A 26,404-nucleotide genomic window follows, 5' to 3' on the forward strand; every position below is an offset into this window, starting at 1 on the left:
CCGGCCGATATTGACTGGAGAACGCCCAGCTCAACCTGCTAACCCTGGCTCATGAACGATCTCACCCTGCGCTCCGCCACCCCCGCCGACGTGTCCGCGCTGCTCGACTTCTGGAAGTCCGCCGCCGAGGGCACCAGCATCAGCGACGACGAGGCCGGGGTCGGCCGCCTGATCGCCAGGGACGCCGACGCCGTGATCATCGCCGAGCGGGAGGGCCGCTTCGTCGGCACGGTCATCGCCGGCTGGGACGGCTGGCGCTGCCACCTCTACCGGCTCGCGGTCGCCCCGGACGCCCGCCGCCAGGGCGTAGCACGCGCCCTGCTGGACGCCGCCCACCAGCGCTTCGTCGCCCTCGGCGGCCGACGCGCCGACGCGATGGTGCTCGACCGCAACGCACTGGGCCGCAGCGCCTGGGAGGCGGCCGGCTACGCCCCCGAACCGCAGTGGAGCCGCTGGACCAGGCCACTGGGCTGAGGCTGATCAGGTGTCAGTACGGCGATTCGCACCGGGTGTGCGGGACGATGGCAGCAGGCCGCGATCGAACCCGGGAGGACGCCATGCGCCGACGAGTGTTCGTCTCCGGGACGGCGGCGCTGCTGCTGTCCGCCTGCTCGTCCAGCGGCGGCGGTAGTACTCCGTCGCCCTCCCCCTCCTCGCTGCCGCCCGCTCCGACGACCGCACCGCCGCCCACCAGCGCTGCGCCGTCGTCCGGTGCCCCGGCGGCGAAGGGCGCGGTCACCGTGACCGGGACGGTGGCCACCGGGATCAACGTGCCCTGGGGGCTGGCCCTGCTGCCGGACCGCAGCCTGCTGGTGTCCTCCCGGGACACCTACGGGATCCACCGGGTGGACCACGCCACCGGCGCGACGACCCTCGCCGGAACCGTTCCTGACGTGGTGTCGAACAAGGACGCGGGCGGCGAGGCCGGGCTGCTGGGCATCGCGCTGTCCCCGCGCTACGCCACCGACCGGCTGGTGTACGCGTACTACTCCACCGGCTCCGACAACCGCATCGCCCGGATGACCTACGACCCCGCCAAGGCCGCCGGACACCAGCTGGGCACACCGCAGGCGGTGCTCAGCGGCATCCCGCTGGGCGTGCACCACAACGGCGGCCGGATCGCCTTCGGCCCGGACGGGATGCTCTACGCGGGCACCGGCGAGACCGGGAACACCGCGCTGTCCCAGGACCTGGGCTCGCTGGGCGGCAAGATCCTGCGGATGACCCCGGACGGCAAGCCGCCGCCGGCCGGCAACCCCTTCGCCGGATCGGTGGTCTACAGCTACGGCCACCGCAACGTCCAGGGCCTGGCTTGGGACCCGCAGGGGCGGCTGTGGGCCTCCGAGTTCGGAGACCGGGAGGCGGACGAGCTGAACCTGATCCTTCCGGGCCGCAACTACGGCTGGCCGGCCACCCAGGGCAGGACCTCCAACCCGAAGTACACCAGCCCGGTGGCGCAGTTCGGCACCGAGGAGGACTCGCCCAGCGGCATCGCCTTCGCCGCCGGATGCGTCTGGATGGCCGGGCTGAAGGGCGAGCGGCTGTGGCGGATCCCGCTGGCCGGTGCGAAGACGGCTGCCGCTCCGGCGTCCTTCCTGGACGGCAGCTACGGCCGCCTGCGCAGTGTGCTGGCGGACACCGACGGAACCCTGCTGGTGACCACCAGCAACACCGACGGCCGCGGCACCCCCCGCCCCGCCGACGACCGCATCCTGCGCCTGACCGTCCGTTAGGTCAGCCGCAGGACGCGGTCCGTCCGCTACTCGTGGGCGATCGCGCCCAGGACGTTCATCCGGGACGCCCGCGCCGCAGGCGCGAGCGCGGCGAGCAGGCCGACCAGCGCCGCCCCGACCATCACCGCGATCACCGTGGTCCACGGGATCGACAGCGCCTGCATCCCCTTCAGGGCCAGCAGCCGCTGCGCGGCGAGCCCCCAGACCAGGCCGAGGGCCAGCCCCAGCACCGCCCCGAACAGGGCGATCACCACCGACTCCAGCCGGACCATCCGCCGCAGCTGACGGCGCGACATGCCGATCGCCCGCATCAGCCCGATCTCCCGGGTCCGCTCCACCACCGACAGCGCCAGGGTGTTCACCACCCCCAGCACCGCGATGATGATCGCCAGCGCCAGCAGCCCGTAGACCAGGTTCAGCAGGATGTCGATCGACTGCCGGATCAGCTTCTTGTAGTCGGCCTGGTCCCGCACCTTGACCTGCGGGTTGTCGGCGAGGGCGGTCGTCAGCGCGGTCTTCACCGCGCTCTTGTCCGCGCCCTTGGCGACATCGACGAACAGGGTGCTGTCGAGCGCACCCGGCACGTACCTGCGCAGGGTGTCGGTGCTGACCACCGGGTTGTTGCCGACGCCGCCCAGGTTGGCGGGGTCGACCACGTCGACGGCGCCGATGGTCAGCGTCACCTGCTGCCCCTCCGGGAAGCGCACATTCAGCTTGTCGCCCACGCCCAGCTTGTGGGCGTCCGCGTAGGTGGAGCCGATCATCACCGCGCCGGGGGCCGTCCCGGCCGCGATGCTGCCGGAGCGCAGCTCCAGGTGCACCACCTGCTCCAGCCCGGCCGTGGTGCCGAGCAGCGTGGTCCGGCTCTCGGTGCCCCCGGTCGAGGGTGCCACCCTGGCCTGGGTGGCCTGGGCGTGGACCACGAGGCCGACCCCCTGCACGCCCTGCACCGCCGTCCCGACCTCGGCCGGGAACGGCAGGCCCTGCCCGGTCTGCACGATGAAGTCGGCGCCGATGGTCTTGTCCACCTGGGCGTCGAAGGACGCCGCCATCGACGCGCCCACCACCGACAGCGCGGCCACCAGCGCCAGTCCGATCATCAGCGCGGACGCGGTGGCGCTGGTCCGCCGCGGGTTCCGCAGGGCGTTGCGCTGGCTCATCGCGCCGACCGAGCCGAACACCGCCGGGAACCAGCCGCCCAGCACCCGGATCACCGGCCGGGCCAGCAGCGGCCCGGTCATGATCAGGCCGATCAGCGACAGCAGGATGCCCAGCCCCAGGTATCCCGCCGCCGTACCGGCCGCGTGCAGCGCGGACGCCGCCACCAGCGCCGCCGCGCCGAGCGCCAGCACCGAGCCGCCGAGCCAGGCCCGCCGCCGCAGCGGTGCGCCCTGCCCGGGTGTGTCCGCCTCCCGCAGCGCGGCCATCGGCGACACCGACCCGGCCCGCCGGGCCGGGAGGTAGGCCGAGACGGCGGTCACGATGATGCCCACCGCGTAGGAGGCCACCGGAGTGGGCCAGCGGAAGGCGATCTCACTGCCCTTCAGCTGCATGCCGGCCCCGCCGATGAGCTTGATCAGCAGCTGGGCCAGCCCGATGCCGACCAGCAGCCCGAGGGTGGAGCCGATGATGCCCAGCAGCAGGGCCTCCACCAGCACCGAGCGGTTCACCTGGCGCCGGCTCGCGCCGAGCGCCCGCATCAGTCCGAGCTCCCTGGTCCGCTGCGCGACCAGCATGGAGAAGGTGTTGAGGATCAGTGAGATGCCGACCAGCACCGCGATCCCGGCGAAGCCGAGCAGCGCGTCCTTGATCACGCTGAGGAACCCGCCGAGCTGCTGCGCGGAGTCCTTGGCGGCCTGGGCCGCCGTTTTGACGTCGTATCCGCTGCCCACGACCGCGGTGACCCGCTGCTGCAGCACCTCGTCGGAGACGCCCGGCGCGGCGGTCACATCGACCGAGGTGACCTGGCCGGCCTGTCCGAGCAGCCGCTGCTCCGCCGTCGCGGTGTCCAGGAAGACCAGGGTGGCGCCGGGGTTGGTGGTGTTGAAGGTGGCGAAGCCGGTGATCCGGACCGGGAAGCTGCCGGGGGCGGCGATCACCCGCAGCTGCTGACCGATGACCAGGTGGTGCTTCTTCGCGGTGTCGGCGTCGATCACCGCCTGGCCGTCGCCGGCCGGTGCGTCGCCCGAGGTCAGGGTGACCACGGACTTGGAGGTGGGGACCCAGTTGACGCCGATGGTCGGGGCCCCGCCGACCGAGCCGATGTCGTGGTTGCCGGCGTCGACCAGGGTGATGCCGGACACGCCGACCCCCGGCCGGGCGGCGGCCACCCCGGGCACCGCGGCGACCTTGGCCACCAGCGAGTCCGGCAGGGTGGGCACGGCGCCCGAGGAGTTCGGCTGCGTGTTGTCCAGGTCGGTGTGCACGGTGACGCTGACGTCGGGGGAGGTGTTGCGGAACAGCCGGTCGAAGGTGCCGCTGATGGTGTCGGTGAACATCAGCGTGCCGGCCACGAAGGCCACCGAGAGCACCACGGCGAGCAGGGACAGCACCAGTCGGCCCTTGTGGGCCAGGAATCCGCGCAGAGTTGCCTTCAGCATGGCTCTCCCGCCCCTCAGTCCGTCGGCCGGGTGCCGTCGAAGCGGTTCATCCGCGCCAGCACCGCGTCCGCGGTCGGGTCGGCCAGCCGCTCGACGATCCGGCCGTCGGCCAGGAAGAGCACCAGGTCGGCGTAGGAGGCGGCGACCGGGTCGTGGGTGACCATGACCACGGTCTGGCCGAGGTCGTCCACGCTGCCGCGCAGGAAGCCGAGCACCTCGGCGCCGGCCCGCGAGTCCAGGTTGCCGGTGGGCTCGTCGGCGAAGATGATCTGCGGACGCGAGGCCAGCGCCCGCGCCACGGCGACCCGCTGCTGCTGTCCGCCGGACAGCTCGGAGGGGCGGTGCCGCAGCCGGTCGCCGAGGCCGAGGGTGACCACGACCTGCTTCAGCCAGTCGGGGTCGATCCGCCGCCCGGCGATGTCCGCGGGCAGGGTGATGTTCTCCTCGGCGGTGAGCGTGGGCAGCAGGTTGAAGGACTGGAACACAAAGCCGATCTGGTCCCGGCGCAGCCGGGTGAGCTGTTTGTCGTTGAGCGAGGTGAGGTCGGTCCCGCCGATCCAGACCTGCCCGGAGCCGGCGTTGTCCAGGCCGGCCAGGCAGTGCATCAGGGTGGACTTGCCGGACCCCGACGGGCCCATGATGGCGGTGAAGCGCCCCTGTTCGATCTCGACGTCCACCGCGTCCAGAGCCACCACGCGGGTGTCTCCGGTGCCGTAGGACTTGGTCAGTCCCACCGCGCGGGCGGCGGGTGCGGCTGCTGCGGCGGTGCTCATACGGTTCCCCCGGATGTCGGCCTGTGTGCGGCCGAGCGTAGGGGGTGGCACCGACACCCAGCATCCTCCGCACGCAGGAGCGTGGCCCTGAGAGGGCCCGGTAATTGGTGGCTGGCGTCGCGGGCCGATGGCCGTCGCCTGGCCGGGTTGTCGTCAGTCGCCAGGGCTCCGCCATGGCTCCCTCCTCCGCCCCGCCCAGACTCTCCCCCAAGACTTCGTCCAGGGAGGTGCCCCCGCCCTCGACCCGCTCCTTCCTCCAGCCACCAATTACCGGGCCCTCTTACATGTTCCGGGGGCCTTGACAGCGACACGGCAAGAGGCCACGATCCTCTCCAAGCTGTTAGGAAAGCTTCCTAACAGTTGATCGACACCCCCACCGCAACGGTTTTGAAAGGTCGTCATGGCCAAGTCTCCCGCGCGTTCGCTCGCCCTCGCAGCCACCGCGCTCACCCCCGCACTGGTGCTGCTCGCCGGGGCCCTTCCGGCCCACGCCTCGGGGTCCTTCCCCACCCACTACTCGGCCCCCTACCTGGAGCTCTCCAGCAGTTCGGCCGGGGACATGGCCGCCGACCTGAAGGCCAGCGGCGACAAGTACTACACACTGGCGTTCCTGATCCCCAAGTCCGGCTGCACGCCCAAGTGGGAGGACGGCGACGCCGCCCTGAACGCCTTCACCTCGCAGGTGAACTCGCTGAAGTCGTCCGGCGGCAACGTCATCATCTCCTTCGGCGGCGCCGAGGGCGGCGAGCTGGCGCAGACCTGCACCTCGGTGACCAGCCTCACCGCCGCCTACGCCAATGTCGTCAAGACCTACGGGATCACCCGGCTCGACTTCGACATCGAGGGCAGCCCGCTGGACAACACCGCCTCCATCGCCCGCCGGGACTCGGCGCTGGCGGCGCTGCAGAAGTCCAACCCCTCGGTGCAGGTCGACTACACCCTGCCGGTCGACGCGACAGGCCTGGAGTCCAACGCGCTGAACCTGCTCAAGGACGCCAAGAGCAAGGGCGTCAACGTCAACCTGGTCAACATCATGACCATGGACTTCGGCGACGGCGAGAACGCGCTGAAGGACGCCGAGTCGGGCGCCACCGCGACCGAGAAGCAGCTCGCCTCGCTCTACGGCACCAGCGCCTCGGCGACCTGGAACAAGATCGGCCTGACCCCGATCGCCGGGAAGAACGACGACAACGAGAACTTCACCCAGGCCAACGCCGCCACCCTGGAGACCTTCGCGGCCTCCAAGGGCGTGCAGGAGCTGGCGTTCTGGGAGGTCGACAGCTACGACAAGGCCACCAAGTACGCCTACTCCAAGGTGTTCAACAAGATCACCGGCTGATCGGATCAGCGGGGGCGACACCTGCTGATCCGTCCCAGACCCCGCCCAGGGCGGGTGCCAGACAGGAGCGGGCCGTGGCTTGGAGGGAGACACGGTCCGCTCCCTGGCGTACCAGCCCGGCGGGCAGCGCGCCCAGCAGCGGGGCGCCGGCCACCACCGGCAGGTCCGCCAGGTTGCAGCGGGCGGCCAGGTCGGGCGTGGCCGGCCAGGCGCCGATCACCAGGCCGAGCAGCGGGACGCCCCGGCCGCGCAGCGCCTCGGCGGTCAGCGCCGTGGTGTTGAGCGTGCCGAGCCCGGCCGTGGTGACCAGCAGCACGGTGGACTCAAGCCCCAACTCCCGCAGCGCGGACGGGACATCGGCCAGAGTCGAGCCGCGCTGGTCGTAGCGGACCAGCAGGCCGCCGGCGCCCTCGATCAGCACCAGGTCGTGGTCCACGGTCAGCCGCGCCGCCTCCTTGGCGACCTGCTCCGGCGAGACCGGCGGCAGCCCGCTCCGCAGCGCGGCCGTGGCCGGTGCCAAAGGCTCGGGGTAGCGCGCCAGTTCACTGACCGTCAGTTCCCCGGCCAGCCGCCGGACTTCGTCCGCGTCACCGGCCTCGCCCTCGGCCACCCCGGTCTGCGCGGGCTTCAGCACCGCCACCCGGCGGCCCTCGGCCAGCGCCAGCGCCGCGACGGCGGCGGTGACCACGGTCTTGCCGATCTCGGTCCCGGTGCCGGTCACCAGCATGATCGTCACGATGTGTCAGCCCTTCTCGGCGGCGGCCACGACCCCGGCGCAGAGCACGGCCAGATCGTCGTCGCCGGTCACATACGGCGGCATGGTGTAGACGAGGTCGCGGAACGGCCGCAGCCAGACGCCCGCCCTGGCGGCGGCCCTGGTCGCGGCGGCGACGTCCACCTCGTGGTCGAGCTGGACCACCCCGATCGCCCCCTGCACCCGCACGTCCAGCACCCCGGGCAGCTCGGCGGCCGGGGCCAGCCCGCGCCGCAGGCCGTCGCCGATCCGCTGCACGCCGCCCTTCCAGTCACCGGCGAGCAGCAGCTCGATCGAGGCGTTGGCGACGGCGCAGGCCAGTGGATTGCCCATGAAGGTCGGCCCGTGCGCCAGCACCGGCACCTCGCCGCCGCTGATCCCGGTGGCCACCTCGGTCGTGCAGAGCGCGGCGGCCAGGGTGAGGTAACCACCGGTCAGGGCCTTGCCGACGCACATCACATCGGGGGAGACCCCGGCGTGGTCGGCCGCGAACAGGGCACCGGTCCGGCCGAAGCCGGTGGCGATCTCGTCGAACACCAGCAGCACGCCGTGGGTGTCGCAGAGCTGCCGCAGCACCCGCAGCAGCGCGGGGGAGTGGAACCGCATCCCGCCCGCGCCCTGCACCACCGGCTCCACGATCACGGCCGCGGTCTCGGCGGCATGACGGCCGATCAACTCGTCCAACCGCGCGACATAGGCCGGATCCGGCTCGGTGTCGAAGCCGTCCGGCGGGGCGTCCGCGAAGATCTGCCGGGGCAGCACCCCGGTCCAGAGCTGGTGCATCCCGCCCTCGGGGTCGCACACCGACATCGGGTGGAAGGTGTCGCCGTGGTAGCCGCCGCGCCAGGTCAGAAGCCGCCGCTTGGCCGGGCGGCCGACCGAGCGCCAGTACTGCAGGCACATCTTCGCGGCGACCTCCACCGCCACCGAACCGGAGTCGGCCAGGAACACGTGCCGCAGCGGCTCCGGGGTGATCTCCACCAGCCGGGCCGCGAGCCGCACGGCCGGCTCATGGGTGAGGCCGCCGAACATCACATGGCTCATCCGGCCCAGCTGGTCCCGGACCGCCTCGTCGAGCACCGGGTGCCGGTAGCCGTGGATCGCGGACCACCACGAGGACATGCCGTCGATCAGCTCGTCCCGCCCCTCCACCGGCTCGGCCATCCGCAGCCGCACCCCGCTCGCGGACTCCACCGGGTACGGGGCGAGCGCGGCGGGCATCGCCCCGTACGGGTGCCAGACATGGGCCCGGTCCAGCGCGAGCAGCTGCTCCGGGGTCACGCGTTCGGCGGGAGGTCGGTGCCCGTGCCCCGGCGGCGGACCGAGACCAGGTCCTGACGGGGCGCCTGCTCCGGCACCGCGACCTCGGCGGCAGCCGCCCGGTCACCGGGCAGGGTCTTCTCGTCGGCGCCCTCGACCGTGAAGCCGGCGTCCGCGATCATGTCCAGGTCGGCCTGGCCGGTCTGGCCCTCGGTGGTCAGGTAGTCGCCCAGGAAGATCGAGTTGACCAGGTGCAGCGCCAGCGGCTGCATGCTGCGCAGGTGCACCTCGCGCCCACCCGCGAGCCGGACCTCGATGTCCGGGCAGACGAAGCGGACCATCGCCAGGATCCGCAGGCAGCGCTGCGGGGTGAGGCTCCACTCCTTCGCCAGCGGGGTTCCCTCGATCGGGATCAGGAAGTTGACCGGCACCGAGTCCGGGTTCAGCGCCCGCAGCGCGAACACCACGTCCACCAGGTCCGCGTCGCTCTCGCCCATGCCGGCGATCAGGCCGGAGCAGGCGGACAGGCCCGCGGCCTGGGCCTGCTGCACGGTGTCCACCCGGTCCGCGTAGTCATGGGTGGAGCAGATGTCGCCGTAGGTGTCCTCGGAGGTGTTGAGGTTGTGGTTGTAGGCGTGCACCCCGGCCGCCTTCAGCCGGTCCGCCTGGCCGTCGGAGAGCAGGCCCAGGCAGGCGCAGATCTCCACCTCCTCGTGCTCGGCCCTGATCGCCGAGATGGTGTCGGCCACCCGCTCCACGTCGCGGTCGGTCGGGCCGCGCCCGCTGGCCACCAGGCAGACCCGCTTGGCGCCCCCGGCCACCCCGGCCTTCGCGGCGGCGGCGGCCTGGTCCGGCTTGAGCCAGGTGTACTTGAGGATCTCCGCCTTGGAGCCCAGCCGCTGCGAGCAGTAGGAGCAGTCCTCGGGGCAGAGCCCGCTCTTCAGGTTGACCAGGTAGTTGAGCTTCACCCGGCGCCCGAACCACTGGCGGCGGACGCGGCCCGCGGCGGCGACCAGGTCGAGCAGGTCCTCGTCCGGTCCTGACAGGACGGCGAGGGCCTCCTCACGGGTGGGTAGTTCGCGGCGCAGGCCCTTGGCGACGAGGGTGTCGAGCAGATCCATGACCACGATCCTGCCTTCCGGCGGCGCTCCGCCGCCACTGCCGAACCCGCCAGAAGATCGCGGCCGGGGGTTGCCCGGTTGTCACAGAAGTACCAAATGGGATCTTCCAGGACCCGCCCAACTGCTTCGGGTGCCCTCCCACCAGGCTCACAGCGGCACCCCATACACTCGTCGCCATGACCACGACGGGGTCGCAGCAGCGCGACGTGCAGCCGACCGTCCGGGCGCGCCGACGCGTGCCGAGGACCCTCGCCATGCTGGGCCTGCTCGCCACGGCCGCGGCCGGCGGGACCTGGGCCGAGGTGCACTTCGCCGGACGGATCCACCTGGACCGGCAGACCTCGGCCGACGGGGCCTCGCAGGACAGCGCCGGGGTGCGGAACGCGCTGGTCGGCGGCGCCGGGCAGACCCAGGTCGACGACATCCTCCCCGGCAGCGTGACCTTCCCGGTCACGGTGACCAGCCCCGAGGGCTACCTCGGCCGCCGCTACGCACTGGACGCGAAGACCGCCGACTGCGGCCTGGTGTTCGCGGCCACGGCCCCGGTGACGGTGACCCAGGGCTGCGCCGGCTACCTCACCGCCGACTACGTACGGCAGGACGATCAGGCGGTCTACTCCTCGGTCACGGTCCTCTACTACCCGGACCCGGCCGCGGCGAGCCTGGTGGCGAAGACGCTGAAGCGGCCCGGGGCCGCGGTGGCGGACCTGCTGTTCCGCCAGCCCGGGGCCGGGCTTCCGGCGACCGCCGCGCAGCCGGTCGGCACCCCGGCGGGCGGCCTGGCCTCGGCGGCGGCGGGGATCCTGCCGAACCTGCAGCCCGGCCACGGCCCCGGCCTCGGGACCGGCACCACCGCCTCGCCGTCCGGCACCGGGACGCCGACCCCCACCACGACCGCCGCTCCGCCGCCGGTCTCGCACGATCCCGCCAACGCGGCCACCAGGGTCCAGATCGCCGCGGTGGGCCGGGTGGTGACGGTGGTTCAGTCCGCCTTCGCCGACGGCCGTCCGGCGAGCCCGGACCTGGACACCCCCACCTGGTACCTCTCCTACACGGTGGCCGCCGCACTCGCCTGGGAGCCGGACCAGCCCCCGGCCAGTGCCGCCCCCACCCCCTAGCGAACCGCCCGGGTACGATCGCTGGCGTGGAGCCCGAACCGTACTGCGCTACCGACCTGCCGTCCGTCCCCGCCGTTGCGACGGCCGAGCCGGGGGTGCCGGTCGCCGACTGCGTGCTCTGCGGCGAGCCCACCGAGCACCCGGCCACGGTGAGCGGTGCGACCCTGTGCCCGCGCTGCGAGTGGCAGCAGGCGCAGCGCGGAGCGTGCTCGGGATGACCGCCACCGACGACACCGGCGGCGGCAACCGCACCGCCGAGGCCCCGTTCGACTGGCTGGACGCCGCCGCAGACCGCCGCCGCAGCGCCGGCCTGGTCCGTACCCTGCGTCCGCGCCCCGCCGACGAGGAACTGCTGAACCTGGCCGGAAACGACTACCTGGGCCTGGTCCGGCACCCCCGGGTGACCCGGGCCGCGGCCGACGCCGCGCTCCGCTGGGGCGGCGGCGCGACCGGATCCCGCCTGGTCACCGGCAGCACCGAGCTGCACGCCGAGCTGGAGGCCGAGCTGGCCGCCTTCTGCGGCGCGGAGGCCGCGCTGGTCTTCTCCTCCGGCTACACCGCCAACCTCGCCGCGCTGACCGCCCTGGTCGACCCGGACCCGGCGGCCGGCACGGTGATCGTCTCCGACGCGCTGAACCACGCGTCGCTGATCGACGGCTGCCGTCTCGCCCGGGCCAGGGTGGCCCGGGTCGCCCACCGCTCCCCGGACGCGGTCAGGGCCGAACTGGCGGCCCGCCCCGAGCGCCGCGCGCTGCTGGTCACCGACTCGGTGTTCTCGGTGGACGGTGACGCCGCCCCGCTCGCCGCCCATGCCGCCGCCTGCCGGGACCACGGCGCGGCGCTGCTGGTCGACGACGCGCACGGGCTGGGCGTGCTCGGCCCCGGCGGCAGCGGCGCGCTTGCCGCGGCCGGTCTGGCCGGAGCGCCGGACGTGGTGGCGACGGTGACCCTGTCCAAGTCGCTGGGCTCGCAGGGCGGCGCGGTGCTGGGCCCGCGCCGGGTGATCGAGCACCTGGTGCAGGCCGCCCGCACCTTCATCTTCGACACCGGCCTGGCCCCCGCGTCGGTCGGCGCCGCGCTGGGCGCGCTGCGGCTGCTCCGGGAGGAACCGGAACGCGCCGAGCGGGCCCGCCAGGTCGCCCGGGAACTGTCCTCGCGGCTGGCCGCGGCCGGCCTCGACGTCTCGGTACCGGACGCGGCCGTGGTGTCGGTCCGGGTGCACAGCCCGGAGGCGGCGCTGGCCTGGGCCGCCGCCTGCCGCGAACGGGGGCTGCTGGTCGGCTGCTTCCGCCCGCCGTCGGTCCCCGACCGCTGGTCCCGGCTGCGGCTGACCGCCCGGGCCGACCTCACGGACGATCAGATCGCCCGCGCGGTGCGGCTGATCACCGGGACCGCACCCGCACGGTGAACGTCGCCGTGTGCTGCTGACCCTCCGTCCGGAACTGGACGAACACCCGCCAGGCGCCCGGTTCGGGGAAGCGGCCCCGGAACTCGGCGGTGGGCCCGCCGGCCATCGCCAGCGCGGGGGTGAGCGGGGTGAACGGCGCCAGCGCGAGATCGCCGTCCCTGACCGCGGTCAGCTGGGCGTAGCCGCCGTCCAGCGGTTCCAGCTGCACGGCCGGCCGGGTCACCGTCAGCCGCAGCAGCGCGGGCCGGCCGGCCACCGGCCGTCCGCCGAGCCGCAGCGTCAGCCCGTCCACCGAGGCGGTGGCCGACACCGGGTCCAGCGGGCTGGTCTCCCCGGGGCCCGGGACGGTCAGGGTGCGGCTCAGCAGCAGCCTGGACCCCGGGCCGCCGTCCGGTGCGAACGCCACATAGATCCGCCACAGGCCGGGGTCCAGCTCGCCGAGCCGCGCGCTCCACACTCCCTCGCCCAGGTTGGCCGGGACGGTGCGGCGCAGCCCGGTGAGGTCCGAGCGGACGGCGTAGACCCGGGCGCTGTCGTCGCCGCCCAGGAAGGAGGTCACCGCGCTGCCGTCCGGGGCGAGCACCTGGAACCGGTAGTCGACCGCGCGCACCGCCGTCGGCTCAGGGGTGGCCGACACCAGCCAGTAGCCGCCGGCGGACGCGGAAAGCCCGGTGGTCGGCGCCGCGGCGGACAGGACCGCGGCGGCCGGGGGCATGTCCTGGGACGGGGACCGGGCGGCGTCGGGCGGCGCGGCGCAGCCGGCCAGCAGTAGCCCGGCGGCGGCTGCGAGGACTGTACGCACGACGACGCGATGAAAGACAGACATGCCCTGCTAACGCCGCACCCTGCGGAGACGGCACGGACCCGCCGCCCCCGCGCCTTCACGTCGCTCACCCGGGGGTGATGGGATGGGCCCATGACTCAGAAGATCCGATGGGGCATCCTCGCCACCGGCGGCATCGCCGCCGACTTCACCCAGGACCTGCAGCTGCTGCCCGACGCGGAGGTCGTCGCGGTCGGCTCACGCAGCCAGGAGTCCGCACAGGCGTTCGCCGACCGCTTCGGGATCGCCCGCGCCCACGGCAGCTGGGCCGAGCTCGCCGCCGACGACGGCGTGGACATCATCTACGTCGCCACCCCGCACCACGCCCACTACGAGGCCACGGCGCTCTGCCTGGAGGCGGGCAGGGCCGTCCTCTGCGAGAAGCCGTTCACCCTGGACGCCGCCAGCTCCCGCGCGCTGACCGAGCTGGCCCGCAAGAACGGCGCCTTTCTGATGGAGGGCATGTGGATGCGCTGCAACCCGGCCATCAGGAAGCTGCTCGACCTGGTCGCCGAAGGCGCCATCGGCGAGGTCGGCACGGTCCACGCCGACTTCGCCTTCCCCGGCGACTTCGCGCCCACGCACCGGCTGCGCGACCCCGCGCTGGGCGGGGGAGCGCTGCTGGACCTGGGCGTCTACCCGGTCTCCTTCGCCCATCTGCTGCTCGGCAGCCCGTCCACGGTGTCCGCCTGGGCCTCGCTGACCCCGGAGGGCGTGGACGCCAACACCGCGCTGCTGCTCGGCTACGACTCCGGCGCCCTGGCCACGCTCAGCTGCGGCATCACCTCGGCCACGCCGGGCCGCGCCTTCGTCGGCGGCTCGGCGGGCCGGATCGAGGTGCCGCCGCTGTTCCTGCGCCCGGACTCGTTCAGCCTCTACCGGGGCACCGGTGACGACGTGGAGCCGGAGGTCTTCCGGATCCCCTACACCGGGATCGGCTTTGTGCACGAGGCCGAGGAGGCCATGCGCTGCCTGCGCGAGGGCCTGGTGGAGAGCCCGCTGATGCGCTGGCAGGACACGGTCGAGGTGATGGAGATCCTGGACACCGCCCGGGCGCAGATCGGGGTGGTCTACCCGGGGGAGTGATCAGATGCGGCCGTAGTAGACCGACTTGGTCCAGATCTTCTCCAGCTTGACGTACGAACCGGTGTGCGGAGCGTGCCAGATCTTGCCGCCGCCGGCGTAGATGCCGACGTGGTAGACCGAGCGGCCGGAGTGGAAGAACACCAGGTCACCGGGGCGCAGGCTGGCCTTGGAGATGTGGTGGACCTTGTTGTACTGGGCCTGCGCGGTGCGCGGCAGGGTCTTGCCGGCGCGCTTGAACGAGTAGTACGTCAGCCCCGAGCAGTCGAAGCGGTTGGGGCCCGCGGACCCGTAGCGGTACGGGTCGCCGTGCTTGGATGCCGCGATGTTCAGGGCCTTGGCCTCGATCGTCGCGGCGTCCGCCGAGCCGCTGCCCAGCAGGGTGCCACCGGCCACGGCGGCCAGGGTGAGCACGGAGGTGACGCCTGCACGCCAGCGGCGGCTGTTGTTCCTGCCGGCGGTGCGGTCCTGCTTCAGGGCATGGGTGCGAACGGACGCAGTCATGCGTTTCCTTCCGGAACCGCCTACGAAAGGTCTCCCTGTCGGGTTCGGGCTCCGAAAGCTGCCCGGCCACGCACGTGGCTTCACCCCAAGGAACGGTCCAGCCGTTCCGTCCTGATTGGGTCTCCCGCTCTCGCCTGTCAGGTGTGTGTGCACCTGGCGCCCGACCGGTGGCGAGACTCGGCGTCCGGTCGGACCGCCCCGCCAGGGTGGCGAGGACTTTTGCTGTTCGGCGGACAGTATTGCCAGTTTTTTATGGGATCTTCACGTCCGAACGGCCTTTTGTGACTCTTGTCACCCGAGGTTTCCCAGCGTGTCCAGAGGCGAACACTGCGCGTTCGGAGGAATGAATTCCGGGTATTTACAAGAGGGTTGAGCAATTTCACACCAGCTTTGGGAATAGCCTCTGACCTGCGCACTTCCGGTGATCATGGCTGATTTACCGATCCTCGATCCGGTCATTTATGGCATCAGAAGATCACTCGTCCGAGTGATCTTCGGGAAATGACGACGCCTCACATTCGGGCCTCCATGAGGCTGTTCCGACAAACGGAATGCGTTCGGCGTGTCGCGGCTCCCGGCCCCTTCGCCCCTGCCGGAGGCCCGGTTCGGTCCGCTAACGTGACCGCACACGATCTCCACCCCCGGGCGCGGATCGGACCTGACGGCGGCGGGCAGTGCGGCCCGTGTGCGACGCCGTCCACGTCCGGTACCCCCGCCGCGCGCCGGAGGGCCACCCGCGGCACGACGGCGTGCCCGCGTCCTCTCCCCAGGCCGCCGCGGCATGGGACGCGCCCCGAGGTGCTCGCCGATGAGACTCACCCCGCACGAGCAGGAACGCCTGCTCATCCATGTGGCCGCCGACGTCGCCAGGGCCCGCCGCGAGCGCGGCCTGCGGCTGAACCACCCCGAGGCGGTGGCCCTGCTCACCGTCCACATCCTCGAGGGAGCCAGGGACGGGCGCACCGTCGCCGAGCTGATGGCCTCCGGGCGCACCGTGCTGACCCGCGCGGACGTGATGGAGGGGATCCCGGAGATGATCCCCGACGTCCAGGTCGAGGCCACCTTCCCGGACGGCACCAAGCTGGTCACCGTGCACGAGCCGATCGCATGACCGCCCCCCTGGTCCCCGGCGAGATCCTGCTCGGCTCCGGCGACATCGCGCTGAACCCGAACCGCCCGATCACCGTCCTCGCCGTGGTCAACGCCGCCGACCGGCCGATCCAGGTGGGCTCGCACTACCACTTCGCCGAGGCCAACCCCGGTCTGGAGTTCGACCGGGCCGCCGCCCGCGGGCAGCGCCTCAACATTCCGGCCGGCACCGCCGTCCGCTTCGAGCCCGGCATCCCGGCCGAGGTCGAGCTGATCCCGCTGGGCGGTCGCCGCGAGGTGTTCGGCCTGCGCGGCGAGACGAAGGGAAGCCTCGATGACTGACCCCGCCCTCCGACTCTCCCGCCGGCGCTACGCCGACCTCTTCGGCCCCACCGCCGGGGACCGGATCCGGCTGGCCGACACCGACCTGCTGATCGAGATCGAGCAGGACCTCAGCGCCGGCGGCGACGAGGCGGTGTTCGGCGGCGGCAAGGTCATCCGCGAGTCCATGGGCCAGTCCCGCGCCTCCCGCGCCGAGGGCACCCCGGACACCGTGATCACCGGCGCCACGGTGCTGGACCACTGGGGCGTCATCAAGGCCGACATCGGCATCCGCGACGGCCGGATCACCGCCCTCGGCAAGGCCGGCAACCCGGAGACCATGGACGGGGTGCACCCCGACCTGGTGATCGGCCCGGAGACCGAGGTGATCTCCGGCAACGGCAGGATCCTCACCGCCGGGGCGATCGACGCCCACGTCCACCTGATCTGCCCGCAGATCTTCGAGGAGGCCCTCGCCTCCGGCATCACCACCATCCTCGGCGGCGGCACCGGACCCGCCGAGGGCACCAAGGCCACCACCATCACCCCCGGCAGCTGGCACCTGGCCCGGATGTTCGCCGCCGCCGAGCACTACCCGGTCAACTTCGGCCTGCTCGGCAAGGGCAACACCGTCAACACCGACTCGATGAGGGCGCAGCTCCGGGCGGGCGCCCTGGGCTTCAAGATCCACGAGGACTGGGGCGCCACCCCCGCCGCCATCGACGCCTGCCTCAACGTCTGCGAGGAGTCCGGCGCCCAACTGGCGATCCACACCGACACCCTGAACGAAGCGGGATTCGTCGGCGACACCCTCGCCGCCATCGCCGGACGCGGCGTCCACGCGTACCACACCGAGGGGGCCGGCGGCGGGCACGCCCCCGACATCATCACCGTGGTCTCCCAGCTCAACATCCTCCCCAGCTCGACCAACCCCACCCGTCCGCACACCCGCAACACCGTGGACGAGCACCTGGACATGCTGATGGTCTGTCACCACCTCAGCCCCAACGTCCCCGAGGACCTGGCCTTCGCCGAATCCCGGATCCGCCCCTCGACCATCGCCGCCGAGGACTTCCTGCACGACATGGGCGCCATCTCGATCATCAGCTCGGACTCCCAGGCGATGGGCCGGGTCGGCGAGGTGATCATGCGCACCTGGCAGACCGCCCACGTGATGAAGCGCCGCCGCGGCGCGCTCCCCGGCGACGGTCGCGCCGACAACCTCCGCGCACGTCGCTATGTCGCCAAATACACCATCAACCCCGCCGTCGCCCAAGGCCTGAGCAACGACATCGGCTCGGTCGAAAAAGGCAAACTCGCCGACCTGGTCCTCTGGAACCCGGCCTTCTTCGGCGTCAAACCCGATCTGGTGATCAAGGGCGGCCAGATCGCCTGGGCCCAGATGGGCGACGCCAACGCCTCCATCCCCACCCCCCAACCCGTGCTGCCCCGCCCGATGTTCGGCGCCATCGGCCGGGCCCCCTCCGCCAACTCCCTCAACTTCGTCACCCAGTCCGCCCTGGACGACAACCTGGCCGACCGCCTGGCCGACCTCGGCATCAGCAAAACCTTCACCGCCATCAGCAACACCCGCGGCGTCACCAAGGACCACCTGCACGAGAACACCGCCCGCCCCCAGGTCACCGTCGAACCCGACACCTTCACCGTGCGGATCGACGGCGAGGTGGTCGACCCCCAACCCGCCGCCGAACTCCCCATGGCCCAGCGCTACTTCCTGTTCTGAGGCACTGATGAACCCCGCCCTACTGGTCCTGGCCGACGGCCGCTTCCCGGCCGGCGGCCACGCCCACTCCGGTGGCGCCGAAGCCGCCGTCAAGGCGGGCCGGATCCACGACACCGCCACGCTCCAGGCGTTCTGCCTGGGCCGGCTGCACACCGCAGGGCTCACCGCCGCCGCGCTCGCCGCGGCGGCGGCCGGCGGCCTCGACCCGCTGCGCGCCGACGCCGCCGCCGACGCGCGGATCCCCTCCCCGGCCCTGCGCGCCACCTCCCGCCGCCTCGGCCGCCAGCTGATCCGCGCGGCCCGCACCGTCTGGCCCGACCCCGCCCTCGACCGCCTCGCCACCGACCGCCCCCGCGGCGCCCACCAGCCCGTCGTCCTCGGCCTCACCGCAGCCGCCGCCGGACTCGTCCCCGCCGACGCCGCCTCGGCCGCCGCCTACGAGAGCGTCTCGGGCCCGGTCACCGCCTGCGTGCGGCTGCTCGGCCTCGACCCCTTCCAGGCCACCGCCGTCCTGGCCCGCCTCGCCGAACCCCTCGCCGAGGTCACCGCCCGCGCCGTCCACGCCGCCACCGAGGCGCACACCGACATCGACGCCCTCCCCGCCGCGTCCGCGCCGCTGCTCGACCTCTACGCCGAACAGCACGCCGCCTGGACCATGCGCCTCTTCGCCTCCTAGGAGCCCCATGCACCGCGACCACGACCTCCCCGCCCCGCTGCCCGGCGCCGAGCCCCTCGGCAGCGACGGCAACCGCCGCGCCCTGCGGATCGGCCTCGGCGGCCCCGTCGGCTCCGGCAAGACCGCCACCGTCGCCGCCCTCTGCCGGGAACTGCGCGACGAACTCTCCCTCGCCGTCGTCACCAACGACATCTACACCACCGAGGACGCCGAGTTCCTCCTCCGCAACGCCGTGCTGCCGCCCGAGCGGATCACCGCCGTGGAGACCGGCTGCTGCCCGCACACCGCCATCCGCGACGACATCTCCGCCAACCTGGAAGCCGTCGAGGACCTGGAACACCAGCTGGGCCCGCTCGACCTGGTCCTGGTCGAGAGCGGCGGCGACAACCTCACCGCGACCTTCAGCAAGGGACTCGTCGACTTCCAGATCTTTGTCATCGACGTCTCCGGCGGCGACAAGATCCCCCGCAAGGGCGGCCCCGGCGTCTCCACCTCCGACCTCCTGGTGATCAACAAGACCGACCTGGCCCCCCTGGTCGGCGCCGACCTGGCGGTCATGGACCGCGACGCCAAACTGCAGCGCGGCTCACTCCCGGTGGTCTTCTGCTCCCTCGCCACCGAGGGCGGCGTCGCCCCGATCGCCGGCTGGGTCCGGGCCCGCCTGCTCGAATGGACGGCATGACCGCCACCGTCCAGGCCGTCGCCCGGATCACCGCCGCCCCGGACGGCCGCGGCGGCACCGCCCTGCCCCGGCTCACCGGCGACGGCCCGCTGGCCCTCCGCCGCACCACCCACCCCGACCCCGCCGCCGCCCAGGTCACCCTGGTCGGCGCGATGGCCGCCCCGCTCGGCGGCGACCGGCTGCGGATCGAGGTCCACGTCCGCTCCGGCGCCACCCTGCGGGTCACCAGCGCCGCCGCCACCGTCAGCCTCCCCGGCCGCGTCCCCGCCCCCGCGCACTACGACCTGGACCTGCGCGTCGACCACGGCGGAACCCTGGAGTGGCTACCGGAACCCGTCATCGCCGCCGCCGGCAGCGAACTCCGGATGACCACCACCGTCCACCTCACCGGCACCGCCAAGCTCCTGCTCCGCGAAGAGCAGATCCTGGGCCGCCGGTCCGAGCCCCCCGGCCGCCTCACCACCCAGCTGACCCTCCGTCACAACAGTGAAACCCTCCTGCACCAGCAGACCGACCTGGGGCCCGGCGCCCCCGGCTGGGACGGCCCCGCCGTCCTCTCCACCCACCGCGCCCTCGGCCAGCTCCTGCACTACGACGCCTCGCTCCCGTCCGCCGCCCCCGAACTCCTGAACGCCCCACCCGCCGAAGCCGCACTCCTCCCCCTCGCCGACGGCGCCGCCGTGCTGCTCACCGCCGCAGCCCCCGACGGACTCCAGCTGCGCCGCGCCCTCCAGCACAAACTGACGGATAGGCTGGTCCGGTGACCATCCAGCGCACCACCCGGCGGGCCGCACGGATCCTGGTCCTCGACCCGGACGGCGCGGTGTTCCTGCAGCTCCACGACGACCCCGAGGTCGGCCTGCACTGGGTACTCCCCGGCGGCGGCCTCAACCCCGGCGAGGACGAACTCGCCGGAGCGCTCCGCGAGACCGTCGAGGAGACCGGCTGGACCGACGTCGTCCCCGGCCCGGCGCTCTGGACCTGGGAGCACGACTACACCCGCAAGGGCGTGCCCACCCGCCAGCACGAGGTCATCTTCCTGGGCTCGGCCCCGCGCCGGGACCCGATCGGCGACCTCTCCGACTCCTTCCGCCACGACGGCATCCTCACCTGCCGCTGGTGGACCCCCGCCGAACTCGCCGACTGCCCGGACCCGCTCTGGCCCCCCAGCCTGGTCGCCCTCCTGGACGACCTCCACCGCCACGGCCCGCCCGCCCAACCCCTCAACCTCGGCTACACCCCCAACACCCCCCGGGACGGTCACGCCGACCAGTGATCATCCGAAGAGCAGACCTGTGTCCCTCTCGATGCAGAACTGCAGGACGCCCACCAGTTGCCGGACGTCCTGGATGCGCCGCTGCCAGACCGGATCGAGCGGGTCGCCCTGTATGCCTGCTATCTCGCTGAGGCGGGGCGAGATCGCGGCGCACTGCGCTGGCGTGAGATCGGGGCCGCCGTCGTCCGGATGGTTGAGAAGTGGTGCCAGCGTGGTGGCGACTTCGCTCCAGGGACGGTCCCCGCCGAAGCCGCGCATCTGGTCAAGCGCGAAGCCCTCGATCTGTGCCAGCCACTTCCGGAACAGTCCGAAGCCGGTGTAGGACCAGGAGATGTCCGGGCTGTCGGTGTTGCCGTCTCCGGGGAACAGAACAAGCCCCACTGTGTACTCCTCATCGGTCGAGTACACAGGATCGGTCGCGGGACGAAGTGGCCGCAACTGCAGCTGGCATCGCCCGCACAGCCTTCTCCGGCCGTGAGGTCCTCAGCGGCCCGAATCCACAAAGGGATCTTCGGGCAACTGCGACCAGTCCACCTCGGAAAGCCAATCAGGGCGCCGCCTGGCATCCAGGGCGACAAAAACAACCACGCTCAGAACAACAACCACGGCGATGGCGCCAAGAATGAACAGTGCAACGATCGGTGGCATCGGAACCAGCCCCCTTGGAGTACGACCCGGCAGACCGCCGCATCGACGTAACCACCAGCCTGCCCGCCCACCCGTCCGCCGTCACCTCAATTGATTGACTTCTGAGCTTCCGAATCCCCCTTCGCCAGGGAGAGTTCGGACATGCGCGGGTGCCGAAGATACTGTCCGGTGAGGTCAATGCCGAGCCGGAATGTCTCGGGCGGCGGGCAGCCGGCCCCGTCATAGTCGTCAAGGACGGTCTCGACAGCACCCCAGAGCCGGAGAGGGCCGCTTTCGCGAACCTGCCAGCCCTTTTCACCGCAGGTGAGTGCGGCGACGGAGCCGGTGACCGTGTCGACCAACTGCACTGTTTCGCCTGTGGTTGTCACCTGGGCGTCGGGGACGGCGCACTGGGCGAGGAAGCGGGCGAAGAATGCCTCCGCGGTTGCCGCGCGGATCCGCTCGGGTGAATGCCCTCTCCCAGGCGGGCGGTGTGATCGGGAGGCGGTCGGTAACCAGCCCCATTGCCCACGGCAGGCGTCCCTGAATGGTCGACTGGCTCCAAACGCGCGGGCCCTCGCCACTGGAGGATCGGCACAATCACCGCCGGTTGGCTTTGTGGGAGCTCGCACAGATAGGCGTGGGGGTGCCCCCGACAGCAGTACAGGCACAGGTCTTGGCGATCATGGCCTCCTCGGACCCCCTGCAGCGGCCTGGAAGGTGGCGAGCATCATCCGGGCCCCCTCCTCATCAAGGATCAGTGCCGCCCGGCCGAGCTGTGGTCGCGGTGCTGTGTCTGCTCGGTCGCGTAGGTGCGGATGTGGGCCAGGACGGCGTCGAGACCGGTGCGCAGGGGGGTGGTGTTGCGGCGGGTCTGGGTGAGGAGGAGTCCGCCCTGGAGTGCGACGAGCAGGGCGAGGGCGAGGGCGTCGGTGTCGGTGTCGGGGCGCAGGTCGCCTCGGGTGCGCATGCGGGCCAGGCCCTCGCGGATCGGGGCCTCCCAGCGCTCGAAGCCGTCGACGAGGTCCGCTCGGGCGCGGGGGTCGTTGTCGGCCAGCTCGGCAGCGATCGATCCGATGGGGCAGCCGCCGGCGCAGTTGCGCTGCTCTTGTAGGTCGACGAGCAGGTCACGCCAGCGGTAGAGGCTGTCGAAGCTGTCGAGTTCGTCGAGGACGGGTCGCTGTGCGGCCAGGATGCCGTCGGTCTGGTGGGCGATCACGGCCCGGATCAGGTCGTCCTTGTCGGTGAAGTAGTGGTAGAGCTGCGACGCGCTGACGCCCGCTCGACGCTGAACGTCCTCGATGCCGGTACGGGCCACGCCGTGGGCGAACACCAGCTCGGCGGCGGCGGCGACGATACGAGCCCGGGTTGCCAGACCCTTCGCCGTGAATTTCCGCGCTGCCTGGGGCGTGGACTCGACGACCGCGCCCGTCCGATCCGTGCGGTCTGTCTGGCTTTCGGGCATCGGCTGGTCCATGGGCTCATCATACTCGACTTTGGAGTTGACACTCCAGAAATGTCGAGGCATGGTTTGGAGTGTTCGCTCCACTAACTGAAGGAGTTCTCATGACCACCGATCTGACCGGTTCCACCGCCCTGGTCACCGGCGCCACCAGCGGCATCGGCAAGGCCACCGCCGACCGTCTGGCCGCCTTGGGGGCGCATGTCATCGTGTCCGGCCGGGACAAGGCCCGCGGCGACGCTGTCGTCGCCGGCATCCGCGCCGTCGGCGGGACGGCGGACTTCGTCGCGGCCGATCTGGGCGACGAGCGCAGCGTGCGGGAACTCGCCTCCCGCGCCGCCCAGGCGGGCGGCGGCCACGTCGACATCCTCGTCAACAGCGGCGGCATCTTCCCCTTCGGCCCCACCGCCGACACCCCGGCCGACCAGATCGACGAGGTCTTCGCCGTCAACGTCAAGGCGCCCTACCTGCTGGTGGCCGCACTGGCCCCGGCGATGGCCGAGCGCGGCCACGGGGCGATCGTCAACATCACGACCATGGTGTCGGAGTTCGGCATGGCCGGGATGGGCCTCTACGGCTCCAGCAAGGCCGCTCTCATGCTGCTGACCAAGTCCTGGGCTGCCGAATTCGGCCCCGCCGGCGTGCGCGTGAACGCCGTCAGCCCCGGCCCCACCCGCACCGAGGGAACCATCCCCATGGGCGACGCGCTGGACCAGCTCGCGCAGGGCGCACCGGCCGGGCGCGTCGGAAAGCCCGAGGAGATCGCCGCCGCCATCGCCTACCTCGCCACCGAGGAGGCCAGCTTCATTCACGGTGTGCTGCTGCCGGTCGACGGCGGGCGCCTCGCCGTCTGACGTCTCGACCGCCGGCGAAGGACAGTAAAAGCCGAGGCCCGGTCACATGCGCCGGTCGGCACGCTCCACCCGGACACCGACCCGGGCAGTTCGGAGCAGAGCCGCGGATCCGGGGCGGCAGTGAGCATTCCCTGCCGCCCCCGAACCCCGGGACAATGTGCTGGACAGGACGCCGCCCAGAGCGGCAAGGAGACCATCGTGAACACGTTTGACCAGGTCACCCCGCGGTCGGCGGGAGCTTTGACCTTCAGCCCCGACGGGATCCTCTTCGTGGGCGACAGCAAGCTGGGGGCCGTCTTCGCCTTCGAAACGGACCGGGGCCAGGCGCCGGCCTCGCTCGACCCCTTCCTCTTCGAGTCGATCGACGAGAGGATCGCCGCGGCGCTGGGCGTGACGGCGAAGAGCCTGGTGATGAACGGGATGGCCGTCCACCCCGTGACGCGCGAGCCGTACCTGTCGGTCGGGGTACGCACCGGCGATCGCCTGGAGCCCGCGGTCGTGAGCGTCTCGCTGGCAGGCGAGGTCCGCCCGTTCGACCTCTCCTCGTCGAACGTGACGGTGCACCAGCTGTCCGACGTTCCCGACGAGGGCAAGACTTTCAAGTCCCGGGCCGGCACCTTCCCGATGCCGCCGGCGTCCTACTTCGAGGAGAAGGCGCGGACGCCGCTGCGGTCCATGACGATCGTGGACCTGAAGTTCCACGCCGGAGAGGTGTTCGTCGCCGGCGTCTCGAACCAGGAGTTCTCCTCCACACTGCGGCGGATCCCCTACCCGTTCACCGGCGCCGCCAGCGAGACCCATGTGGAGATCTACCACCTCGCGCACGGCATGTACGAAACGCGTGCGCCGATCCGGACCATGCAGTTCGCCACCATCGACGGCCAGGACACCCTCATCGCCGCCTACGCCTGCAGCCCGCTGGTCACCATCCCGGTCGCAGAGCTCAAGCACGGAGCGAAGGCGAGGGGCAAGACGATCGGCGACATGGGCAACGGCCAGCCCATCAGCATGGTTGCCTACCGCGAGGGGGACGAGGAGAAGCTGTTCATCACCAACCTCGGCCGCGGCCCCATGGTGGTCCCACTATCTGGAATCCGCTCCGCCGGGGGCTACACCCCCGAGAACCGGCCGGCCCAGGGCCCGATGCTGGACCAGTCCCCCTTCATGCCGGCCGGGCCGGTCGGCAAGCAGGTGCTGTTCGTCGGATCCTCGCTGCGGGCGGACCTGTTCAGCGACCGCTTCTTCGTCTCGCTGACCCGCTACCCGGACACCGGCGATCTGACGCTGGAGACCCTGATGGTCGCCCCGCTCCCCGCGCGGCTGGACAAGATCTGGGTGGAGTTCGACTTCCCGGGCGGCGAGAGCCCGCACAAGGTGGCGGCGTGAACGGCAGGCATCACCGTTGAGTGCGCCAGAGCTGCCGATCCGCATCTCTCCCCAAGCAGAGGTCCTGCCCGCCAACACCCTGCGTTTCTACCTCCATTTTCCCAGGCCGGGAGAGGCGCACTTCGATCGTGACCGCCTCTGGCTGCTGGACGAGGAGGAACAGGTGGTGCGAGACCCCTTCCTCGTCCTGTCCTCGGAGCTCTGGTCCGTCGACGGGCGCCGCCTGACGGTCCTGATGGAGCCAGGAAGGATCAAACGCGGTCTGGGAGGAGACCCGTCCCACGAACCGGCACTGGTCGCCGGGCGGACGTACAGCCTCGTCGTCACCGCGCTCGGGCAAACAGCGCGCCATACCTTCCGCGTGGGCGATCCGGTCCTGGAGGCGGTCGACGAGACCCACTGGCGTCTCCTCCCCCCGGCAGCGGGGAGCCTTGATCCCGTCGTCGTGCACTTCGACAGGGTGATGGACGCCGCCCTGTGCCAGGACGAGATCGCAGTCCTGGCCCCTTCGGGGGAGGTCCTTCGGACGCGTGTGTCACTCGCATCGGACGGGACCGCAGCACGGCTCGTCCCCAGCCACCCGTGGCACGCCGGGGAGCACCGCCTCCTCGTCACCGAACGCCTCGAAGACGTCTGCGGCAACAGGCTGGGCGAGGCCCTGGACCACAACCTGGGAACGGAAGGAGCACCACGGACCGGAATGATCAACTTCACGACGCGCAGCCCGGTCGCGGCCCCGTCTGCTCACGCGGTGCGGCCGACGATCACTGTCTCATCGAGGTCAGGGCGGAACGCGTCCCCCGGCCGAGCAACCGTCATGCGATTTCCCTTACACGAAGCGGTGGATGGCCTCGTTGGCGTGGTCCTGAAACGACGGGTTGGCCAAGTCGGGGAAGATGTCCGCTTGATCGACCAGGGGGCCCTTCAGCTTGTTGGCCGCGCTGGCGTAGAACACGCCGCTGGACAGGGTCGGGTCGGTGACGCCGTCGACCAGTCGCTTCGCGCCGACCTCAAGCTTGTGGGAGATCCCCAGGGCGGGCAGGACGTACTTGGACGCCATGCGCAGCGGTAGGGCGATGTCGTTGGAGGCTTGGGTGCCGGTGGTGGCGCCGGGGCTCACGGTGAGGAAGCGGCGGTCGGGGTGTTGGCGGGCCAGGTAGGCCATCCATAGGGCCCCGATGTACTTGGCCTGCCCGAAGGCGAGGTTGAAGTCAGTCTTTCCGTCGGTGAAGAATCTGCCGTCGATGACGGTGGCGAGTTCGTCGGCAGAGGTTGAGGCAAAGGACGGCCGTTTCATCCGCAGCATCGGAAGTCCCCTGGCTGCTTCACTTCCGGCGAGGACCGCGACCTCGCCGAGCCGCCCCTCAGCCAGGAGCCCTTCGAGGAGGACGACGTGGCCAAGAACGTTCGTCGCGAACACCTTGGTGACCCCGTCAGCGGTCGACTCCATCGACTGCGGGCCGATGACACCGGCGTTCATGACCAACGCGTCGACGGATCCGTCGACGGCCGCAAGGCCGGCTCGGACCGAGCCCAGATCGGCGACGTCCATGACGACGATCTCGAAGATGCGCCGGCCGGTAGCGGCTTCGAGCTCGGCCTTTGCCGTTGTCGCCCGGTCTCGGTTGCGGCAGGCCAGGTAGATGCGGGCCGTCTCCGGTCGCAAGGCCAGTTGCCGGGCCACGTCCTTGCCGATTCCGACGTTGGCGCCCGTAATCATCACGGTCTTTCCCGGGAGTGTGCTCATCGGGGTTCTCTCTCATCTTCTGTG

The 26,404-nt window shown here is 71.8% G+C and carries 29 protein-coding genes and 1 riboswitch; of the genes, 16 read left to right on the plus strand and 13 right to left on the minus strand.

All coding sequences use genetic code 11. The features are described from left to right. The first annotated feature begins 51 nt into the window (after positions 1-51). Both ACEZDG_RS17625 and ACEZDG_RS17630 read left to right on the plus strand, forming a co-directional pair. The gene (locus tag ACEZDG_RS17625) at positions 52-474 is read left to right on the plus strand and encodes a GNAT family N-acetyltransferase (RefSeq protein WP_380510048.1); all 423 of its coding nucleotides are present in this window, start codon (positions 52-54) and stop codon (positions 472-474) included. An 83-nt stretch (positions 475-557) separates the two neighbouring features. Then, positions 558-1,733 carry a PQQ-dependent sugar dehydrogenase gene (locus tag ACEZDG_RS17630; RefSeq protein ID WP_380510051.1) on the plus strand — a complete coding sequence of 392 codons (1,176 nt, stop codon included), beginning with the start codon at positions 558-560 and terminating at the stop codon, positions 1,731-1,733. A 26-nt stretch (positions 1,734-1,759) separates the two neighbouring features. On the opposite strand, the gene ACEZDG_RS17635 is transcribed toward ACEZDG_RS17630, so the two are convergent. After that, a complete protein-coding gene (locus ACEZDG_RS17635) occupies positions 1,760-4,333 on the minus strand; it encodes an FtsX-like permease family protein (RefSeq protein WP_380510054.1) in 2,574 nt (857 codons plus the stop codon). 14 nt (positions 4,334-4,347) lie between these two features. Beyond that, positions 4,348-5,106 carry an ABC transporter ATP-binding protein gene (locus ACEZDG_RS17640; protein ID WP_380510057.1) on the minus strand — a complete coding sequence of 253 codons (759 nt, stop codon included), beginning with the start codon at positions 5,104-5,106 and terminating at the stop codon, positions 4,348-4,350. Between the two features lie 400 nt (positions 5,107-5,506). On the opposite strand from ACEZDG_RS17640, the gene ACEZDG_RS17645 reads away from it, so the two are divergent. Beyond that, the gene (locus ACEZDG_RS17645) at positions 5,507-6,445 is read left to right on the plus strand and encodes a chitinase (RefSeq protein ID WP_380510060.1); all 939 of its coding nucleotides are present in this window, start codon (positions 5,507-5,509) and stop codon (positions 6,443-6,445) included. On the opposite strand, the gene bioD is transcribed toward ACEZDG_RS17645, so the two are convergent. The 3 genes from bioD to bioB are packed head-to-tail and all read right to left on the minus strand — an operon-like array spanning position 6,435 to position 9,580. Continuing rightward, a complete protein-coding gene (gene bioD, locus ACEZDG_RS17650) occupies positions 6,435-7,181 on the minus strand; it encodes a dethiobiotin synthase (RefSeq protein WP_380510063.1) in 747 nt (248 codons plus the stop codon). The genes ACEZDG_RS17645 and bioD overlap by 11 nt on opposite strands. Positions 7,182-7,187: 6 nt before the next feature. Continuing rightward, positions 7,188-8,480 (minus strand): adenosylmethionine--8-amino-7-oxononanoate transaminase, encoded by a 1,293-nt coding sequence (locus ACEZDG_RS17655; RefSeq protein WP_380510066.1) that lies wholly within the window; start codon positions 8,478-8,480, stop codon positions 7,188-7,190. Next, complete coding sequence (gene bioB, locus ACEZDG_RS17660) at positions 8,477-9,580, minus strand: biotin synthase BioB (protein ID WP_380510069.1); 1,104 nt, start codon at positions 9,578-9,580, stop codon at positions 8,477-8,479. Before bioB ends, ACEZDG_RS17655 begins: the two co-directional genes overlap by 4 nt. A gap of 176 nt (positions 9,581-9,756) precedes the next feature. On the opposite strand from bioB, the gene ACEZDG_RS17665 reads away from it, so the two are divergent. From ACEZDG_RS17665 to ACEZDG_RS17675, 3 genes are read left to right on the plus strand one after another with little or no spacing between them, the layout of a single operon-like run. Next, the gene (locus ACEZDG_RS17665; RefSeq protein WP_380510072.1) at positions 9,757-10,698 is read left to right on the plus strand and encodes a hypothetical protein; all 942 of its coding nucleotides are present in this window, start codon (positions 9,757-9,759) and stop codon (positions 10,696-10,698) included. Positions 10,699-10,724: 26 nt separating this feature from the next. Next, on the plus strand, positions 10,725-10,916 hold the full coding sequence (locus ACEZDG_RS17670; protein ID WP_380510075.1) for a hypothetical protein: 192 nt from the start codon (positions 10,725-10,727) through the stop codon (positions 10,914-10,916). Continuing rightward, positions 10,913-12,106: an 8-amino-7-oxononanoate synthase gene (locus ACEZDG_RS17675; RefSeq protein ID WP_380510078.1), complete on the plus strand. Its 1,194-nt coding sequence runs from the start codon at positions 10,913-10,915 to the stop codon at positions 12,104-12,106. Before ACEZDG_RS17670 ends, ACEZDG_RS17675 begins: the two co-directional genes overlap by 4 nt. Here the strand turns inward: ACEZDG_RS17675 and ACEZDG_RS17680 are convergent. Next, the gene (locus ACEZDG_RS17680; RefSeq protein ID WP_380510081.1) at positions 12,081-12,908 is read right to left on the minus strand and encodes a hypothetical protein; all 828 of its coding nucleotides are present in this window, start codon (positions 12,906-12,908) and stop codon (positions 12,081-12,083) included. The genes ACEZDG_RS17675 and ACEZDG_RS17680 overlap by 26 nt on opposite strands. Positions 12,909-13,022: 114 nt before the next feature. Between ACEZDG_RS17680 and ACEZDG_RS17685 the strand changes: the two genes are divergently transcribed. Continuing rightward, positions 13,023-14,015 carry a Gfo/Idh/MocA family protein gene (locus ACEZDG_RS17685; RefSeq protein ID WP_380510084.1) on the plus strand — a complete coding sequence of 331 codons (993 nt, stop codon included), beginning with the start codon at positions 13,023-13,025 and terminating at the stop codon, positions 14,013-14,015. Here ACEZDG_RS17685 and ACEZDG_RS17690 read toward each other — a convergent pair whose 3' ends face one another. Next, the gene (locus tag ACEZDG_RS17690; RefSeq protein WP_380510087.1) at positions 14,016-14,516 is read right to left on the minus strand and encodes a C40 family peptidase; all 501 of its coding nucleotides are present in this window, start codon (positions 14,514-14,516) and stop codon (positions 14,016-14,018) included. 2 nt (positions 14,517-14,518) lie between these two features. Continuing rightward, positions 14,519-14,670, minus strand: a riboswitch (cyclic di-AMP (ydaO/yuaA leader). Positions 14,671-15,324: 654 nt separating this feature from the next. Between ACEZDG_RS17690 and ACEZDG_RS17695 the strand changes: the two genes are divergently transcribed. From ACEZDG_RS17695 to ACEZDG_RS17725, 7 genes are read left to right on the plus strand one after another with little or no spacing between them, the layout of a single operon-like run. Next, on the plus strand, positions 15,325-15,627 hold the full coding sequence (locus ACEZDG_RS17695; protein ID WP_380510090.1) for an urease subunit gamma: 303 nt from the start codon (positions 15,325-15,327) through the stop codon (positions 15,625-15,627). An 8-nt stretch (positions 15,628-15,635) separates the two neighbouring features. Beyond that, a complete protein-coding gene (locus ACEZDG_RS17700; RefSeq protein WP_380510957.1) occupies positions 15,636-15,947 on the plus strand; it encodes an urease subunit beta in 312 nt (103 codons plus the stop codon). Further along, the gene (locus ACEZDG_RS17705) at positions 15,940-17,670 is read left to right on the plus strand and encodes an urease subunit alpha (RefSeq protein WP_380510093.1); all 1,731 of its coding nucleotides are present in this window, start codon (positions 15,940-15,942) and stop codon (positions 17,668-17,670) included. Before ACEZDG_RS17700 ends, ACEZDG_RS17705 begins: the two co-directional genes overlap by 8 nt. Positions 17,671-17,674: 4 nt before the next feature. Further along, a complete protein-coding gene (locus ACEZDG_RS17710; protein WP_380510961.1) occupies positions 17,675-18,346 on the plus strand; it encodes an urease accessory protein UreF in 672 nt (223 codons plus the stop codon). A 7-nt stretch (positions 18,347-18,353) separates the two neighbouring features. Continuing rightward, positions 18,354-19,028 carry an urease accessory protein UreG gene (gene ureG, locus ACEZDG_RS17715; RefSeq protein WP_380510096.1) on the plus strand — a complete coding sequence of 225 codons (675 nt, stop codon included), beginning with the start codon at positions 18,354-18,356 and terminating at the stop codon, positions 19,026-19,028. Next, entirely contained in the window at positions 19,025-19,792 is a 768-nt protein-coding gene (locus ACEZDG_RS17720) for an urease accessory protein UreD (protein ID WP_380510099.1), read from the plus strand. Before ureG ends, ACEZDG_RS17720 begins: the two co-directional genes overlap by 4 nt. Next, a complete protein-coding gene (locus ACEZDG_RS17725) occupies positions 19,789-20,304 on the plus strand; it encodes an NUDIX domain-containing protein (protein WP_380510102.1) in 516 nt (171 codons plus the stop codon). Before ACEZDG_RS17720 ends, ACEZDG_RS17725 begins: the two co-directional genes overlap by 4 nt. On the opposite strand, the gene ACEZDG_RS17730 is transcribed toward ACEZDG_RS17725, so the two are convergent. The 4 genes from ACEZDG_RS17730 to ACEZDG_RS17745 form a co-directional block, all read right to left on the minus strand. Continuing rightward, positions 20,305-20,685: a hypothetical protein gene (locus ACEZDG_RS17730; RefSeq protein ID WP_380510105.1), complete on the minus strand. Its 381-nt coding sequence runs from the start codon at positions 20,683-20,685 to the stop codon at positions 20,305-20,307. Between the two features lie 102 nt (positions 20,686-20,787). After that, complete coding sequence (locus ACEZDG_RS17735) at positions 20,788-20,952, minus strand: hypothetical protein (RefSeq protein WP_380510108.1); 165 nt, start codon at positions 20,950-20,952, stop codon at positions 20,788-20,790. 86 nt (positions 20,953-21,038) lie between these two features. Continuing rightward, positions 21,039-21,299: a hypothetical protein gene (locus ACEZDG_RS17740; protein ID WP_380510111.1), complete on the minus strand. Its 261-nt coding sequence runs from the start codon at positions 21,297-21,299 to the stop codon at positions 21,039-21,041. Between the two features lie 389 nt (positions 21,300-21,688). After that, complete coding sequence (locus ACEZDG_RS17745; protein WP_380510113.1) at positions 21,689-22,408, minus strand: TetR/AcrR family transcriptional regulator; 720 nt, start codon at positions 22,406-22,408, stop codon at positions 21,689-21,691. Between the two features lie 89 nt (positions 22,409-22,497). Here ACEZDG_RS17745 and ACEZDG_RS17750 point away from each other — a divergent pair, with 89 nt between their 5' ends. Both ACEZDG_RS17750 and ACEZDG_RS17755 read left to right on the plus strand, forming a co-directional pair. Further along, entirely contained in the window at positions 22,498-23,247 is a 750-nt protein-coding gene (locus ACEZDG_RS17750; RefSeq protein ID WP_380510116.1) for an SDR family NAD(P)-dependent oxidoreductase, read from the plus strand. A 198-nt stretch (positions 23,248-23,445) separates the two neighbouring features. Continuing rightward, the gene (locus tag ACEZDG_RS17755; RefSeq protein ID WP_380510118.1) at positions 23,446-24,633 is read left to right on the plus strand and encodes a hypothetical protein; all 1,188 of its coding nucleotides are present in this window, start codon (positions 23,446-23,448) and stop codon (positions 24,631-24,633) included. Positions 24,634-24,643: 10 nt separating this feature from the next. Here the strand turns inward: ACEZDG_RS17755 and ACEZDG_RS17760 are convergent, their stop codons facing one another. After that, complete coding sequence (locus ACEZDG_RS17760; protein WP_380510120.1) at positions 24,644-25,033, minus strand: hypothetical protein; 390 nt, start codon at positions 25,031-25,033, stop codon at positions 24,644-24,646. Positions 25,034-25,462: 429 nt separating this feature from the next. Continuing rightward, a complete protein-coding gene (locus tag ACEZDG_RS17765; RefSeq protein ID WP_380510123.1) occupies positions 25,463-26,380 on the minus strand; it encodes an SDR family NAD(P)-dependent oxidoreductase in 918 nt (305 codons plus the stop codon). Between the last annotated feature and the right edge of the window lie 24 nt (positions 26,381-26,404).

Origin of the sequence: Streptacidiphilus alkalitolerans (assembly GCF_042511045.1) — a bacterium.
In the GTDB taxonomy this organism is placed as follows: domain Bacteria; phylum Actinomycetota; class Actinomycetes; order Streptomycetales; family Streptomycetaceae; genus Streptacidiphilus; species Streptacidiphilus alkalitolerans.